The organism is Cytobacillus oceanisediminis (genome assembly GCF_022811925.1).
GTDB lineage: Bacteria > Bacillota > Bacilli > Bacillales > Cytobacillaceae > Cytobacillus > Cytobacillus oceanisediminis_D.
The window spans coordinates 2,221,693-2,236,343 of record NZ_CP065511.1 but is presented as its reverse complement, the minus strand read 5'-3'; the positions used below and the strand labels follow the sequence as shown (position 1 = coordinate 2,236,343).

Annotated in this window: 20 protein-coding genes; all 20 read right to left on the bottom strand. The window is 32.2% G+C overall.

Annotated elements, in window-relative coordinates:
• Nucleotides 1-259 precede the first annotated feature (259 nt).
• Nucleotides 260-631: a hypothetical protein gene (locus IRB79_RS11450; protein ID WP_243508531.1), complete on the bottom strand. Its 372-nt coding sequence runs from the start codon at nt 629-631 to the stop codon at nt 260-262.
• Nucleotides 632-646: 15 nt separating this feature from the next.
• Nucleotides 647-988 carry a hypothetical protein gene (locus IRB79_RS11445; RefSeq protein WP_243508530.1) on the bottom strand — a complete coding sequence of 114 codons (342 nt, stop codon included), beginning with the start codon at nt 986-988 and terminating at the stop codon, nt 647-649.
• 45 nt (nt 989-1,033) lie between these two features.
• Entirely contained in the window at nt 1,034-1,285 is a 252-nt protein-coding gene (locus tag IRB79_RS11440; RefSeq protein WP_243508529.1) for a hypothetical protein, read from the bottom strand.
• A 422-nt stretch (nt 1,286-1,707) separates the two neighbouring features.
• Nucleotides 1,708-2,193 carry a restriction endonuclease gene (locus tag IRB79_RS11435; protein WP_243508528.1) on the bottom strand — a complete coding sequence of 162 codons (486 nt, stop codon included), beginning with the start codon at nt 2,191-2,193 and terminating at the stop codon, nt 1,708-1,710.
• Nucleotides 2,194-2,414: 221 nt separating this feature from the next.
• The gene (locus IRB79_RS11430) at nt 2,415-2,690 is read right to left on the bottom strand and encodes a hypothetical protein (RefSeq protein WP_243508527.1); all 276 of its coding nucleotides are present in this window, start codon (nt 2,688-2,690) and stop codon (nt 2,415-2,417) included.
• 181 nt (nt 2,691-2,871) lie between these two features.
• Complete coding sequence (locus IRB79_RS11425; RefSeq protein WP_243508526.1) at nt 2,872-3,252, bottom strand: hypothetical protein; 381 nt, start codon at nt 3,250-3,252, stop codon at nt 2,872-2,874.
• A gap of 113 nt (nt 3,253-3,365) precedes the next feature.
• Nucleotides 3,366-3,605 (bottom strand): hypothetical protein, encoded by a 240-nt coding sequence (locus IRB79_RS11420; protein ID WP_243508525.1) that lies wholly within the window; start codon nt 3,603-3,605, stop codon nt 3,366-3,368.
• 79 nt (nt 3,606-3,684) lie between these two features.
• Nucleotides 3,685-4,572, bottom strand: a complete 888-nt coding sequence (locus tag IRB79_RS11415; protein WP_243508524.1) for a hypothetical protein — start codon at nt 4,570-4,572, stop codon at nt 3,685-3,687.
• 372 nt (nt 4,573-4,944) lie between these two features.
• The gene (locus IRB79_RS11410) at nt 4,945-6,270 is read right to left on the bottom strand and encodes a phage portal protein (protein ID WP_243508523.1); all 1,326 of its coding nucleotides are present in this window, start codon (nt 6,268-6,270) and stop codon (nt 4,945-4,947) included.
• Between the two features lie 75 nt (nt 6,271-6,345).
• Nucleotides 6,346-7,950, bottom strand: a complete 1,605-nt coding sequence (locus tag IRB79_RS11405) for a terminase large subunit (RefSeq protein WP_243508522.1) — start codon at nt 7,948-7,950, stop codon at nt 6,346-6,348.
• Nucleotides 7,951-8,000: 50 nt separating this feature from the next.
• A complete protein-coding gene (locus IRB79_RS11400) occupies nt 8,001-8,396 on the bottom strand; it encodes a hypothetical protein (protein ID WP_243508521.1) in 396 nt (131 codons plus the stop codon).
• Nucleotides 8,396-8,641, bottom strand: coding sequence for a hypothetical protein (locus tag IRB79_RS11395; RefSeq protein ID WP_243508520.1), 246 nt, complete (start codon nt 8,639-8,641; stop codon nt 8,396-8,398). Before IRB79_RS11395 ends, IRB79_RS11400 begins: the two co-directional genes overlap by 1 nt.
• Before the next feature lie 336 nt (nt 8,642-8,977).
• Complete coding sequence (locus tag IRB79_RS11390) at nt 8,978-10,069, bottom strand: hypothetical protein (protein ID WP_243508519.1); 1,092 nt, start codon at nt 10,067-10,069, stop codon at nt 8,978-8,980.
• A gap of 36 nt (nt 10,070-10,105) precedes the next feature.
• Nucleotides 10,106-10,267, bottom strand: a complete 162-nt coding sequence (locus tag IRB79_RS11385) for a hypothetical protein (RefSeq protein WP_243508518.1) — start codon at nt 10,265-10,267, stop codon at nt 10,106-10,108.
• A gap of 94 nt (nt 10,268-10,361) precedes the next feature.
• Nucleotides 10,362-11,216 (bottom strand): hypothetical protein, encoded by an 855-nt coding sequence (locus IRB79_RS11380; protein WP_243508517.1) that lies wholly within the window; start codon nt 11,214-11,216, stop codon nt 10,362-10,364.
• 206 nt (nt 11,217-11,422) lie between these two features.
• A complete protein-coding gene (locus IRB79_RS11375) occupies nt 11,423-11,596 on the bottom strand; it encodes a helix-turn-helix domain-containing protein (protein ID WP_243508516.1) in 174 nt (57 codons plus the stop codon).
• A 72-nt stretch (nt 11,597-11,668) separates the two neighbouring features.
• The gene (locus IRB79_RS11370) at nt 11,669-12,547 is read right to left on the bottom strand and encodes an SU10 major capsid protein (RefSeq protein ID WP_243508515.1); all 879 of its coding nucleotides are present in this window, start codon (nt 12,545-12,547) and stop codon (nt 11,669-11,671) included.
• An 80-nt stretch (nt 12,548-12,627) separates the two neighbouring features.
• Nucleotides 12,628-13,053 (bottom strand): hypothetical protein, encoded by a 426-nt coding sequence (locus IRB79_RS11365; protein ID WP_243508514.1) that lies wholly within the window; start codon nt 13,051-13,053, stop codon nt 12,628-12,630.
• Between the two features lie 21 nt (nt 13,054-13,074).
• On the bottom strand, nt 13,075-13,350 hold the full coding sequence (locus IRB79_RS11360; RefSeq protein ID WP_243508513.1) for a hypothetical protein: 276 nt from the start codon (nt 13,348-13,350) through the stop codon (nt 13,075-13,077).
• Complete coding sequence (locus tag IRB79_RS11355; protein ID WP_243508512.1) at nt 13,347-14,645, bottom strand: hypothetical protein; 1,299 nt, start codon at nt 14,643-14,645, stop codon at nt 13,347-13,349. Before IRB79_RS11355 ends, IRB79_RS11360 begins: the two co-directional genes overlap by 4 nt.
• Nucleotides 14,646-14,651 lie beyond the last annotated feature (6 nt).

Sequence of the window (14,651 nt, the reverse complement as noted above, 5' to 3'; positions counted from 1 at the left end):
AAGTACCCAATGGACTCGCCTACGAACCACATGTACCATATTACTATCATCAATAGTAATTTTCAAGAGAGAAGTTTTAAGCAACCATTTCACAAGTTAATATCATTAATCCCCTTTTAGTAAAATCACTATGTAAAACTTTATAACTTCCTTGAAAGGTAAAAGTATCATTTACTTTAAACCTATTCCTACTCAATTCATTATCCTGAACCACTACAATAATCTGATTATCAGGTACTCTAATTGCAAAGAGAACTATCTATTGAGAAAGATTTTTATCTATGATAGAAGGAATATAATCTGAATAAGTATATACATACTCATATACTCCAAATTCCGTTTCTCCAATTTTTACTTTTTCATAATTCTTAATTTCAATCATTACATTACAATGTCTAATTAAGGCTTTATACTTTGCTGAACGCTTACTAATGGATTCAGTAATTACTAAATACTTCTCAAAGTCTAACGTCACCACATCGCCTTGTGAGACACGTTCAATGCTATGAATATTTCTTTCCTCATATTCACTTAAAGGTGGATTAGTAACAATCACAATTCTCTCTAAATCATTTATTAAAACTGTTTGACCTGTTTCATTTAATATTTCTTGGAAGGCATTGCTAAACATTTGTAAACCTCCTTTCTAATCACCGAATAACACAAAGAAACTTGATTCATTCTGCAACTGTTCATCCGTTTTCAATGTTCTAATTTTCCGTTCTAACTGATCAATACGATTCATTAAATTCTCATGAAAATCAGAAACAGTCATATCATCCATTTTGTATGACTTCATAGTTGCGGGATTATTAGCAATAGATTCAAGAATAGACAATGCAGCACAATAGATATTCTTTTTATTAGTGGCTGATTGGGGATTGTATTCTGTAAATGGCAGTAAATCATTTTCTTGCAAATAAATGATAAATTCATCTTGTGACAATTTAATCTTTGTTTCCATTTCTAAACGTTGTAAGTTATTCATATAATCACCCTTTCATTCAATAAAAAACTCCCCAATCAGGGGAGTTTAACTGAAGTGTTCTTCTTCAATTTTTTCTAAGATTTCTATAATAGAAAGATGTTCTGACTCTTTATCTTCCCAGTATAAAACAAAATCAATTGAGAAATCAGGGTTTGTCCTATTCCTAAGTTTTGTTATATCTAATTCAATAGTTTCTACTTCTGATTTAAGATATGAAATATCTTCTTTCTTTTGAATTAGAAATATGTAATTCATCATTATACAATAGGAAAATTCCTGAATTCTTATGAAATTCATTACCTTCTTTAATAAAAATATTGTATGAAAACTTACCATATCCTTTTCTATACAAAATAGAGTTATGGTTTTGTCAGTACGATTGAGATTAAACCTAATTGTCAGATCAAGATTGACTAACTTTACTAGTACCTCATCCTGATTTTGATTAACAGTAAAACCTTTTCCCTGAAGAAATTAGAAAACTCACTAACCGTTCGATTAAAGATTTGATTTAAATTTTCAACATACTGTGGTAAATTTTCATATTTATTAACTTGCTCATTATACAAGGACAATCTACTTTTAATTTCTCTTAATAAAGAATTTTTTCTTCTCTGTCCTGATCAATTTGTTGATTTTCCTTTGCTAAATCATCAAAGCCCATATATATATCTCCTCCTCTTCAGAAAAATATTTCGACACAAAGGAGAAAATTCCTTTTATTCCCCTTCGAAATATGAAAAATCAACTTCTTTAATTATTAATTTCTTTTTACTACTAACTCCTATATTGTTTTCTATCATTAATTTTGCTAGTTGAGTACCATCAATTAAGATAATTTTCATTGATTCTAATTTATCAGCAAAATCTCTTGCACTTTTTGTAAAGGAAGACGTAGTAATAAATATTCCTTTTCTTGCACCTTTGCCAATTAAAGCACCTGCAAAACCCTGTACATCTGGACTTCCAACTGGTTTTCCCCATCTTTTTGCTTGAACATAAATGTTGTCTAATCCTAATCTATCTTCTTTTATAATTCCATCAAAACCACCATCATTAGTTTTTCCAGTTACTTCCCCATCACCATACCCCATTGTTGTTAATAATTCGACTACAATTGTTTCTAGTCTTCTCCAATGGGCTTTATTTAAATATTCAATAATATTTTCTATTAGTTCACCTTCAATTTCCTTTACCTGCTCCAAAATAACATCATAAGGATTTACTACCTTATCTAATTCTTCAATCTCGTCTTCGATATCCTCGGAATTATCACTTAGTAACTTTAAACCGATATCAGTTATTTGATATGTATATTTACTAACTTCATCTATATATCCTTGTTTTTTAGTCTATATCGGGTATCTCTCATTCTATATGAAAAACACTTTCCCTATTATTTATGGAAGGAACTGTCTTTTGGTCATCAGTAAGGGAAGTAATTAGCAACAACTTCATTCATCATTGAGGAAGTGTATGGTTTTCTATCTTTTATAAGAGATAACAGTGGAATAATAATATCCTTTGGAAAAGGTATAGATTCAATGACTTCTTTATCGTACTGGTTTAAAGATTTACTATTATTAAATTTTTCAATAACATTGTCTAATTCATCATCTCTAGGTATACCGTTTGACTTAAATATTTCTAAGATATCTATACTGGTTAATCCATTTTCACTTAATTTCTTAATTAATGCCAAAATCTTAAAAGATTCAGGAGTGTAATAAACTTTTTTCCTTCTTTCACAAAGGAATATACTCTTTAAATTGCTTAACCCATCTCCGACCGTTTGCTTCTGACCATCCTAAACTTTCAGATAACTTACTCTTTGACATTAAACCTTTCAAAGTATACAACCCCAATCCACTCTTACTTGTTAGTTAAATTTTACCATGAATACAAGAGGTTATTATGATTAAATTAAAATTTTTATTAAAAATTACTATTAAAATACCTACAATAAAAGAAAGGTATAGTGTATTTCTAATGTCATCTGGGATGAACCGTTCCTTAACAATAAAAGTTCCGTAAGTACCTTTTACCTTTTTTAATTTTATAGACCTTGCTCTTATAACAAGATCACTTTCCTGCTTAGATGTTTCTTTATTTCCTTTTTCAACACGTGGTAAATTATTGACTAACTTCCCCTCTCCCATTAAATTCTGCTCTGTAATGTTTTTATTTCTTACTTTTGCTTTGGGCAAATTAGTCACACCACCTAAATTAATTTTTTGATTGCTTGCTCTGTTGCTAATAATCATTTGTCTCCAATTAGCCAAAGTATATACCAAAAATCTATAAAAATATTTCAATATGAAATAATTTAATATGAAATAATTTAATATAAAAAGAGAGTGACTTTGCCAGCACACCCTCAATTCGTAACGGTATTAGATTCTGTATCAATGGTAATAAGAATTGTCTCTTGACCACTTTCTTGAATAATATACTCGTAAGCAGACAAGCGACCGTTCACCCTTTGATCTCCTTCTTGATCTAAGAAGATGGATATTTCTGCTCTCTGCTTAATCATTTCCAGTAGTGGCAGAATATCATTGTACTCCTTTTCTAATATGATTAATGGGGATTCTGTAGAAATAAATTTTACCAACATAAAAACACCTCCCCAAAAATTATATCTCTTTTAGGGAGGTATTTTTTCAAAGTAGTTGTGTCTGATTTATGTAAAATTTCTAATTCTTATTTTTCTGTTTACTTTGATTGACCAACGATCTTATTTCTTTATGTGCATCAGTAATTACATCTTCTGTAAGAGAACTAAGAGAATCTAGCAAAAAGTCAAACGCAAGTATGATTTTTAAAGAATTCGCCTCTGATCCATAATCAACTTTTCCACCATGTAAAATTGCATGTCTACTTACATCTGATAGAATCACTTCTCCATGTTTAAAATTAACAAGGATATGTTGCAAATAAAAGTTATGAAGTGCCTGCTCAAATTTAAAAGCATCTTCATTCTCTGACGGGTCAATTAATAGGTTTTTTAAGTATATCTTTTGGTGATTACCACTTAAGATACCTTCATGTTTAAAACCCTTTGCAATTATTCCTTCTAATTGTGGCAGCAAAGTTGGAATAGATGCTGAATACATTTGCTGGTTATGACATTTAATCACGTTCCTTAATACTTGAATACGATCTTTAACAAATTCATTCTTCTCCCATTTTCTTGATAAAAAATCTAAAAATTCGTAGTCGAAATTAAAGATCATAACTTCATCTATGTATTCTTTTACACATTCAATACCATGCTCATTATAATCGCTCACAATACCTCTCATAAGAGGAATTGAAATTTCTGTATGGGGCGGATAACCTAATTCAACAATAATAGACTTAAATTGAATTGCTTCGTCATTTATTCCTCTAAGCATTTCTCCTAATTCCACAAAACTCTCAGAAGGAAAATTCATTATACTTTCCTGAACTGTTTTTCTAACATCTTCAATTATAGGAACAACTGATTCTACAATTCTAGTTGTAAACTCCTTGTATTGTTTCCAAAAATCATCAGAAAACATTACTAACACACCTTTTCGATTTTTTAATCCATTATACATTAAGATTTTTCCTGGGTGTGTAAAATGGTATGCTAGGGGCTACAGTTTTCGACTTAGGGGTATCAATTGGACTTAAAATCATCTAATAATTGCTCAAATAACTGTCTATATAATGTTCGTTATGTGCTGATTGCACCCTAGTTTACATAATGCATCTTATCGGTAGTTGTTTTGCACCCCTGAAAAAGTGTTGGTACTATGCAATTTACAAGGGTTTTTAAAAACAATCTAGTTTACAATAATTTAAACTAGATAATTACTGTTGTCAATAGCCAGTCCCTTAATAACATGTGCGTGACAGTCGGTATATCACTCACAATATCCAGCCCTTGCTATGCCTATATTTCTCTTTAACTATTCCCTACTAACCAACTAGGAATTAATATTCTCACTGCCCTCATGAGTTTCCACACTCTTTCCCTCTTTTACAATCCTATCTAACTCGAACTGTACATCAGGAGTATACGGACTATCCTCTAACACTCCAATTAAACTTATTGCTCCCATTTCCCTCAATGCCTGCAAGTTCTCTATAATTTCCTTATCATTGCTTGGAGTACCATACTGGAACACAACATCAATTGTTTCAAATTCATCATCGGAAAACTTGATTCCTTTGTATCCTAACAATGCTCTTATCTTCTCAAACCGTTCCTCTAAGCCCTCTCTTATAAACTGTTCATTCATCCCTGCCTTGATATTAGCCAATTGGAATAATAACTTGATACTTACTTCACTCAAATTACTTATATCCGTCTTATTCATACTCACAGCAGGAGTTTGTGACACATCTAATAGTGATTGCAGCAAAGTCTTATAAATGGTTTCAAATGATTTATAATCCAACTGATTACTAAGGAACTTAGCATCTGCTCCATCATCAAGATTAATCCCTTTACCTACAACCTCACTAGGCATTGATTCACCTTTTAATTGCTGACCTTGAGTAACAAAGATTGGATCAATAAACTTATAGAAGGAATCCGTATACTTACTAATCAAGTCCTCCATTGAATCAAGAATACTTATCCAATCATCTAACTCTGAACGACCTTCAACATCTGACATTTCATTATCATTATGATAAACAATAGGTAATCCACTAAGATTAGCAAACCTCTCCACTAATCTCATATCACCGCCAGCATTATCATATTTGCTTACTACATCTTCCTCATACACTACATAGTAGGAGATACCATCACAAACAAATGATTCAATGAATGCTAACAACTCATTGTTCTCATCATATACAGGATAGCCCTCACTAGGATCAATCAATTTAGATTTAATTACACCCTTATCCATATAGACATATTCAGCCACACGACCATATTTCAATATCTTATCAAGCAACTTTAGATTTAAACGGTCATACTTCCCCTTATGATTAACCCTCTGGTATTCCTTAATAATCCCCTCATTACCTGTTAGAGTTGATGGATTCTGTAATAAATATGCCTTCTGAAAGTTTAGCAGCGTTTTAGCATATTGGAGAACAATCTTTCTAGGATTAAACTCTTTGCCATTGTATTTATAACTCGACCTTTGCAATATCTTATGATTACCATTTAAATATTCTTTCTTAATCCACACATCTTGAACAAGTTGCTGATTATGAATACTCTGTATTTCCTCAACAAACCAATAATTAGCACCGTCATATTTCTCTTTTATGTAACGTTCTAATTTATTCAACTTTTATTCCTCCTTTGTGAGGTTCAATGAACCTTGCAAAATAAAAAGAGGTCTGGTTCTCAATGAACCTAACCTCTAAATGTCTACATAATATTTACTTTGTTTCATTGACTGACAAGCCATTGCAACCGCAATAACTAAGTCATCATGTAATTTAGCACCTTTCTTATTTCCCATCTTGCCATTATTGTCCTGATATATTTTCATTTCCTCTAATGTTTGCACACATTCGATATTAATAAACCCTAACTCAAAGTTTTCCTTCATGTCATTTATAATGATTGGCTTAGTAACATTGGTTGTCATGAATCCAAGTTGAAGTTTCTTCTTACCTTTCTCATTGAATATCTTCTGTTTTAGCAAATTCATATAGCCATATTCTTTCCGTAACTTCTCAAGTAAAGGCAGCCCATAACTATTCCGTTCAACTGCAAGAAACGCATAATTAAAAAACCTGCCTAAACTGTTCACGATTTCCGCAAACTTATAGACAGGAATATCATTTGTATAGAAGGAAGCCATTTGTTGACCATCTGCATTGAATATACTCATAGTTGAATTATCATTATTTCCACCAGTACCAGAAGCAACGTCAACTCCTCCATAATGCTTCATACCACGTTTAGGCATATGGTAAATGAATAACTCTTTATTGATATACGGCTTTAAAATTTCAGGTAATTCCTCATATATCTCATTTGTTGCAATTGGAGGAACAACATTCTGTAACCGTTCAATAATCTTTTTAGTTTCAAATACAGCCACATTACTTGTCTGAAATGCTTCATCAGGAGTTGTAGGAAATTCACGCTGAAACTTTTCTAAACTATTCGTTTCTATATAATAACGTCTAAACATCAATTGTCTGAAAGTAGCACCATATTTCTTATGTAATTCCTTTTCTTCATGCTCAAGGTCTTTAGAGGACATTCTACTACCCTTATTATGTAACCTGAACCATTCCTCTGCTTCATCAAAAGAATGCTTAAATTGATTGCTATAAGCCTTAGCAAGCCAACTATAAAAGTGTGCCTTCCAAACACTTTCCTTACCTCTAAATGCCTTCATGAACATTTCTTGATATGTATTAAATCCCATTGCTGTACTCTCGATGATTATTTTACTGTTAGGATTCTTGGCCAGGGCAGGAATAGAAGTTGCAATAATTTCTTCCTGGGCTTCATTTGGATACTTTGCCATTTCTGAAAGGTGGATCAATTCAAATGTATTACCTGAAATTGAATCCTCCCCACCTGAAGTTGCTACTTGAATCCTTGAACCATTTTCAAAGTAAATTTCATCTCGGTTACTGATAACCTTTTTTGGGAACAAATTAGGATACTTTTCATGTGGTAAAGATTGATACATTTTATTTATTCGTCTTAATAATGACTGTGTAACCTTGTTATGATGTGTCATCATTAAATAAGAAGTGTCACTTTTAGTAACTGCACTGTACAACATATACGAAAGAGACCAAGTCGTAAAACCAATTTGCCTTCCTTTAAGTATGATATTGTATTTGACCATCTCGTCAGTGAATTGTTCCTGTTCAGGATTAAGCACAAAGGGAACACTTTCACCGTTATTATCAATAATCTTAATGAAATTCTTTGCAAATAATCGAAAGTCACCTAACACCTTTTGCAATGCTTTACTTTGTTTTGTTTTTACTGCCATCTACGTACCTCCAAACAAAAGAAAAGACAGAAGTTCATCTGAACATCTGCCTAATCCAAAACTAAATCATCATTTTCTTCTGATTCTTCCTCTACAACATTAAATGTTTTAGCAGCCAATTTTGCATTTTGTTGAATATCCTTCTGAATAGACAAGAAAAGACGGATAAACTTTTCGTCACCGTCTTTTGCTTTATCAACAATATTCTTGTAGATCACATCATAATCATTGGCTACTTTACTATCTAACAGAAGTAAAACTAAATTTTTATATTCCTGACTCTTTTCCCAACGGATAAAACCATTTAATGTCTTTAAACCGACTGTTTTTAAAAAATCTTCTTCTGACTTTTTGGGAGCACCTTGTACAAATCGAATATCATGTTTCCATTCAAAATATGCTCTCTTTTTACCCTCTGTCTGCTTTAACGCTTCATATATATTCATTATTTATCACCTTCTAACATGTCAATGAATTCAACAATATCATCACACAAAGAAATATTTAGTTTGCTTAGTCGCTGATATTCTTTAATATTCTCCTGCATGGATTTAACACCATCTTGCATTGACTGGATATTTCTCTGCATATCTGAAATATTACTTTGAGAATCCTCAATTAATCCATGAATATCCTGACATGCTTCTTTAACTTTCTGCTGCTTAGTTTTAAATAGGTTAAATAATTTCATATTAATACCCTCCTGATTATTTGATTGAATATAAAAAAGGACTGACCAATTAACAGTCAATCCTTAAAAAATTAATTAAATTCCCCGGGGGGACGGACTTACTTTGTAGCGTATGCGGAAAAGTTAGTCCTAGGGGCGAAAGGTTTTCATACCTAAATAAGTAATAAAGACAAAACCTTGGGGCTTAAAGTCACTTTTTCCGCTATCGCTACAAAACAAAGTGACTTCTGCATCCCGCCCCAAACCCGAATGGATTAGTTATTAAAAATTTGACCATTTGAAACTACTATAAGGTATTTATATTATTCTTATAGCATGTTCAAATGGTCGTTTTTTCTATCCGAACATCTGGAACAATTCCTCATCAGTGAATTCTTCTAGTAAGTCACCTTTTAATTTCACCTTTTCTACACTGTCTCTAAAACAAGCAACGTCTTTCTGAATTAACTCAGCACTAAGTAACTCAAAATCAGAAACATAGTTTTCACCTCTTCTCATTGCACTCATTTTATTTTTAGAAGTACCCCATGTTCCATTAATTTCTTTTTCGTGCCTTTTCTGTGCTTTTTCAATAATCCTATTGATAATGGTTTCATTGAGTTCACTTTTCAGTTGCTCTCTTCGTGAGTCATCAAGTAATAATTCTAATAACTTATCCCTTTCGTCTTCAATATATTTATCGCTTACTCGAATATTATAAGCATTGTAGTAATACTTAATGTGGGTGCGTTCAGAAAGTAAATTACTCACTTTAGTTTTGAATTTAAGCCAATCTTTTGACTGCCTTACTAAGAACATACTTTCATACCCCAATTCAATAAGCACCTCTTTTTCAGTATCATCAATTATGTATTCTTCTTCTGGGTCAGCAACTCTGTTAAGGTATTCGTTATTTAGGTGTACTTTTCTAACTTTGCTATATCTGATAACCCTTTTATCCATTAGACTATCAAGAGCAGATTCTACAATCCCTTTAAAATTCCCATTATTTTTATTATAGAAATCATATATTAACTTCTCATCCATTGTTCTCTTTTTAGTGCTTTCAAAATAGGCAGAAAGTTTGGCGACATTCTGACTGCAAAATCCATAATTAACATTAATCATTCCGATTCTTAACATTAATTCATTACGACTAGGGCAAATATTTCCTTCATACTGTGCTAAATAGTCACAAACAAGAAACTCAACTAATCCTCGGTAAACACTATTATTATTCTTTCTATTGTCTATCTTTGGTTTCTGTTCACTGAAAACCTCATTGATTGTAATTTGATGACCAACTTTAGAGTAATCACAATACCTTGCTAACTCCTTGTATTGAGCATTTTTACTGTTGGTGCTCTTCTTGATTTCCATTCCCAACTCTAAGCACAACTCTTTATAATTTTTAAACGTTTGACCTGACTTTAATAATTCAACCTTCATTTTATTACCTCCGATTTTATATTGATTTTTTTATGATTACTTCTTGTATTCAGCAAGTGCCTTTTGAAGTTCTTCTGTGATTAGATATAAGGAAAATAACTTCTTACTTTTTGGATCTTGCGCCACGGTTATATAGGAAAATCCCCGTTCTTGTAGAAAATCCGAAACACGTTTTGTATAGCAGAAAAAATAGTTCATGATTTAACCTCCTTTTTTGATTGATTTAATTTTAATGTTCGGATTTTAATGTATAATCACTATACATAAAACCCGAACGTTCGTAAATAGACGACTAGGCAATGTATGTATATTTGAAATATTTCTTACCAGTTAAGGCGAAACTGACAACATTTTCACCTAACTTTTCCTTTGATTGAGTTTGAAAAGTATTTCCTTTACCTTCCTTAAATTGATTCCTTAATGTAAATTGCATTGTCGGCAATTCTATAGGAAAATCAAAAAACCCCTGCAAATCTGCAAGGGGTAAATTAGTTTGTAAGTAACCATCTTTATTCAATTGTATTTTTGCTTTAGTCTTATACTTTCCTTGAAGAAACTCATAATCAAATTCAGTTGTTTCATTTAATAAATCAATTAATTTCTCAAAGCCTAAAAGCCTTAAATATTCATTATGTACCTCTTTAAACGCTTCCCTGTAGTGTCCTAAGTAACTTGAATCCACACATAGCAGCAACATTTTACCTTCCTTAGTTTTCGGTAAGGGTAAGCCATAAAAACTCCACATTGTTAATGCTGTAGACATCGCATATTTCTTTGTGTAGTTTCCACTATGAACCTTTAACAAGGCATTTATATTGGCTGTCTGTGGATTCACATAGTCATTTTCATTAATTCTTATAACATGATTACACCAAGATTTACCCTTATGGAGTGCAAGGTCTATTCCTAATGCTTTTTTATCGTCTGAACTATCTGCAACATACAGTTTGTTGAAGTTATAGAAATAGTTAATGTTATTTCCTTTGACATACTTTTCAATTGCACAACCTAAAAGGGAATCAAAATCATCTGTTAGAATTAATGAATTTTGTACTTGTGTAAAATCTGAACACCACTCTGGAAAACGTTCCTTTAAAATTTGTTTCATACCTCTAGTGAAAGAGAAAATTCTCCCACTATCCTTCAAATGGTAAAGCCCTCCGACAACAATAAACAGTGTCATAACCGTTAGACAGAAATAATTTCCGTCTAACTTCCTCCTTTTAATCCTCATAAAAAAATTTTCAGATATGAATAATTCAAATCTGATTTATGATTAAAAGAAGGAAGTGGTCATGACGAATTAACGCCTCTATTCACTGCTCCACCTCCATTTTCTGATTATGTTTTAGATTATTTTTTATCTATATATTCTCTGTATTTTTCTTTCTTTTCTTTGGTCATCCCACATTCACCAGTTTCATATCTAGAAATAAGTGATTGTGAGCAGCCGATATATTTTGCTAATTCTTTATGTGTAATTTTCTTTTTTCTACGTTTTAGAAAGTAATCATCCTTAATATTCATCCTCTTTTCTCCTTGATTAAATTAAAAAGAACGCTCCTCCAAGCAGAAGGAACGCTCTTAGTTATGTATTGATTATGCTTGTGGAGTTACAGTTACAACTGCTACACCTTTCTTAGAACCAACTTTAACAGTTGCTTCTGCAATTACTTGACCTTTTACAGAATCGCCTGTTTTTGCAAGTGGCTCAAAGTGTGGTTCACGAAGGTAAGCCAGGTCAACATAAGAATCATTGAAAACAACAATCTTATCTGCTGGAACATGTTTAGAAAGCACAAAATGAACTGTTCCATAGTTAGTATTGATTGATTCAACAAGCAAGCCGAATGAAGTAGTTACATGGCTGTAACCATATTTATCTTTATAGATAGCGTCAATTTGCTCTTTAAGGTCTGCATTAAGGAAAGCATATACATTACCTTCTGCAAGGTCTTGATTCCAAAGGTTACGCATAACTTTCTTTACATCATCTTCAGTAATTGCACCAGTTACCGGAACTGCATTAGAAGGATCAGCCATTTCAATTAGACCTGACAATTGACGTTTGAATGGAGTGACAGAACCATCATTTCTTAATCCATTAATGAATTTCTTCTCCATGTTGATTTTCAATTCAAGAAGACGGTCATTTACTTCCTCTGCAAATTGGTTAGATTTCATGGCAATAGCAGTACCTGAAATACTTGCACCCTTTTTGAAGATTTCAAGAATGTTATTAAGTTCAGCACGAGCAGTTTCATAAAACACTACTTCATCTGAACCTTCAACCGCTGATAAATCTTCTGCATGGTCAAGTGTCTTCTCTCTCCATGTATAAACTGTAGATAGTGCTTTCTCAATATTTCCTTTTGCCATAAGCATAGAAGTTAGTGGTGTTGCTTGTACTCCAATTACTGCGATTTCCTTTGCAAGTGAAATTTGTTCGATTTCTGTGAAATTAGTAGATTTAAACATTAATAAATTCTCCTTTAGTGTCGGTCACTACCCAATATTTTTTAATATAAAAAGCACCCTAACGACTGTTAAAGTGCTTGTTACCCAAATAATTTAGATAATTTCGTGGCAATCATGCCTTTTGTATCGCCTTTGGTGGCGAATACATCATACTCATTTTGTTTCTTATGATCTGCAGGTACATAACCCATTTCAACTTTAATTTCATTTAGCAAGCCTTGAAACTTTTCAATTTGTGGCTGCAAGTCCTCAATCTTTTGGACATTGAAAAATTCAGCAAACTTTTCTAATCCTGCTGATTTTAACTCAAGAGATACTTCTTTTTGAAATAACTCTTGCTGCTTAGTTTGAAATGCCTTTTCTTCCTCTGATAATTCTTTAGGTTTAAACTGTAAAAGTTCATCCCTTTCAGCAACAACTGGATTGAATTCTTTCTCAACCCAATCATTTTTTGCGTTCTGAATTGCTTCATCCAACTGTTCCTGTGTAAAACTGATTTCTTCCATCTTCTCACCCTCCTAAATTGATTAAATAAATTTTAATTCAACCTTTCCTCTTGCAAGGATTGGCTTAGAATTATAACTGCCAGCAAACTCGAATATAAATTCGTTCAATTCACTGGCAGGCGTATAGTCATAAAAATAGACACCGACTGATTCTTGGTCGCTGTCTGTAATGGTTATTTGTTCAATTTGTGTTTTATCACTTTTGTAAATTGTTAATTTCACATTTTCAGGATTAACTAATTGGCCTTTAAAATTCTTGAAATTAACTTTTAGTTGTAAAGTATCCCCTTGTATCATTTCATCACCTCCACATGGGAAGGATTGACAATGTACGAAACGTTACTCATATCTTCCATTTTGAAAGCCCTAGAAGAATTTTCTACTGTGGCTACATAGGCATTAGGTGTAAATACAATAATTGGCACTAAAACACTTATATCGCTTTCTGATGGCTTTATATGGGCTATTAGATTTCTAACTGTTTTAGATTCCCTATTTACAAATGAACCGATAGGAGAAATAAATGAAGTAACATTTGCTGTACCACTTCTGACAGTCCTTGAGAACTTTTCAGCGTATGTATCTAAATGTGATAAATAAGTCGAGACACTACGTAATGTCGCTGTATTCCTTTGTGTGGCTGCCTTAATAGTATTCGTGAAGGTATTTAATTGTTTGGTTGACTTTTGACTTTTACTCATAATTGAATATATAGGTAAACTGTAAGAATTAACTGAAACAGTTTCCTTCTTTACAACAATAGGAACACCAAACACCTTTAGTATTGGATAGTCATTATTGATTGACCAAGTATTAGTAGTATCCCATCCAGTAAAAGTTGACTGTGTTTTCATTTCAGTAGTCGTTTTAGCATTTATTCCATTTGCAGGGGAAGTTACCTGTGTAGATATTTCTTTATCATAGAAACAATTTTCAAAGAAAATATTTGTATTATTTCTGATAAATCCTACAAAACCACTCTTACCATCATAAGAAGATGATTGGCTATAAGTTACCCTCCCACTTGAATAGGAATTTCTAATGGTTGTATTACTGTCTACCGCACCAATTAAACCGCCACCATAATAAGAAGTGTTTAGGCTTATTGGAATTGTTGAATAGCAATTTTCAATTGTACAAGTATCTACCTTACCGAGTAATCCACCTGATTCATCTTGTGAAGTAATATTTCCGCCAGCCACATAGCAATTCTTAACTGTCAAACTATAAGAATAACCAACTAATGCACCGATGAAGCGACATTGTGAACCATTAATAGTTACATTTTCTAATCCAACATTTTGAATAGTTCCATAAAATGCTTGACCAAATAAACCTAAGTAAATTCCAGTAGATTTTGTGATAGTAAGATTTTTAATTTTAAAACCCTTACCATCCAAATTACCTTCAAATCCACTTACCCAAGTAGCATTGTCATAATAAGCAATAGGATTCCAATTTCCCCAACTGGACATATCAATGTCATTAGTTAGTTCATAATAAACTCCTCTTGCTCTATTATTTCTCATTGAATCTAAATCAGATGGAGTAGAGATTATGTAAGGATTACTTTGTGTTCCAGCACCTAGCATAGAACA

What these genes read in the sequence shown, in the direction of transcription:
- IRB79_RS11450 (WP_243508531.1), bottom strand. Translation starts at nt 631, where the DNA reads ATGTTTAGCAATGCCTTCCAAGAAATATTAAATGAAACAGGTCAAACA.
- IRB79_RS11445 (WP_243508530.1), bottom strand. Translation starts at nt 988, where the DNA reads ATGAATAACTTACAACGTTTAGAAATGGAAACAAAGATTAAATTGTCA.
- IRB79_RS11440 (WP_243508529.1), bottom strand. Translation starts at nt 1,285, where the DNA reads ATGAATTTCATAAGAATTCAGGAATTTTCCTATTGTATAATGATGAAT.
- IRB79_RS11425 (WP_243508526.1), bottom strand. Translation starts at nt 3,252, where the DNA reads ATGATTATTAGCAACAGAGCAAGCAATCAAAAAATTAATTTAGGTGGT.
- IRB79_RS11420 (WP_243508525.1), bottom strand. Translation starts at nt 3,605, where the DNA reads ATGTTGGTAAAATTTATTTCTACAGAATCCCCATTAATCATATTAGAA.
- IRB79_RS11415 (WP_243508524.1), bottom strand. Translation starts at nt 4,572, where the DNA reads ATGTATAATGGATTAAAAAATCGAAAAGGTGTGTTAGTAATGTTTTCT.
- IRB79_RS11405 (WP_243508522.1), bottom strand. Translation starts at nt 7,950, where the DNA reads ATGGCAGTAAAAACAAAACAAAGTAAAGCATTGCAAAAGGTGTTAGGT.
- IRB79_RS11400 (WP_243508521.1), bottom strand. Translation starts at nt 8,396, where the DNA reads ATGAATATATATGAAGCGTTAAAGCAGACAGAGGGTAAAAAGAGAGCA.
- IRB79_RS11395 (WP_243508520.1), bottom strand. Translation starts at nt 8,641, where the DNA reads ATGAAATTATTTAACCTATTTAAAACTAAGCAGCAGAAAGTTAAAGAA.
- IRB79_RS11390 (WP_243508519.1), bottom strand. Translation starts at nt 10,069, where the DNA reads ATGAAGGTTGAATTATTAAAGTCAGGTCAAACGTTTAAAAATTATAAA.
- IRB79_RS11385 (WP_243508518.1), bottom strand. Translation starts at nt 10,267, where the DNA reads ATGAACTATTTTTTCTGCTATACAAAACGTGTTTCGGATTTTCTACAA.
- IRB79_RS11375 (WP_243508516.1), bottom strand. Translation starts at nt 11,596, where the DNA reads ATGAATATTAAGGATGATTACTTTCTAAAACGTAGAAAAAAGAAAATT.
- IRB79_RS11370 (WP_243508515.1), bottom strand. Translation starts at nt 12,547, where the DNA reads ATGTTTAAATCTACTAATTTCACAGAAATCGAACAAATTTCACTTGCA.
- IRB79_RS11365 (WP_243508514.1), bottom strand. Translation starts at nt 13,053, where the DNA reads ATGGAAGAAATCAGTTTTACACAGGAACAGTTGGATGAAGCAATTCAG.
- IRB79_RS11360 (WP_243508513.1), bottom strand. Translation starts at nt 13,350, where the DNA reads ATGATACAAGGGGATACTTTACAACTAAAAGTTAATTTCAAGAATTTT.
- IRB79_RS11355 (WP_243508512.1), bottom strand. Translation starts at nt 14,645, where the DNA reads ATGCTAGGTGCTGGAACACAAAGTAATCCTTACATAATCTCTACTCCA.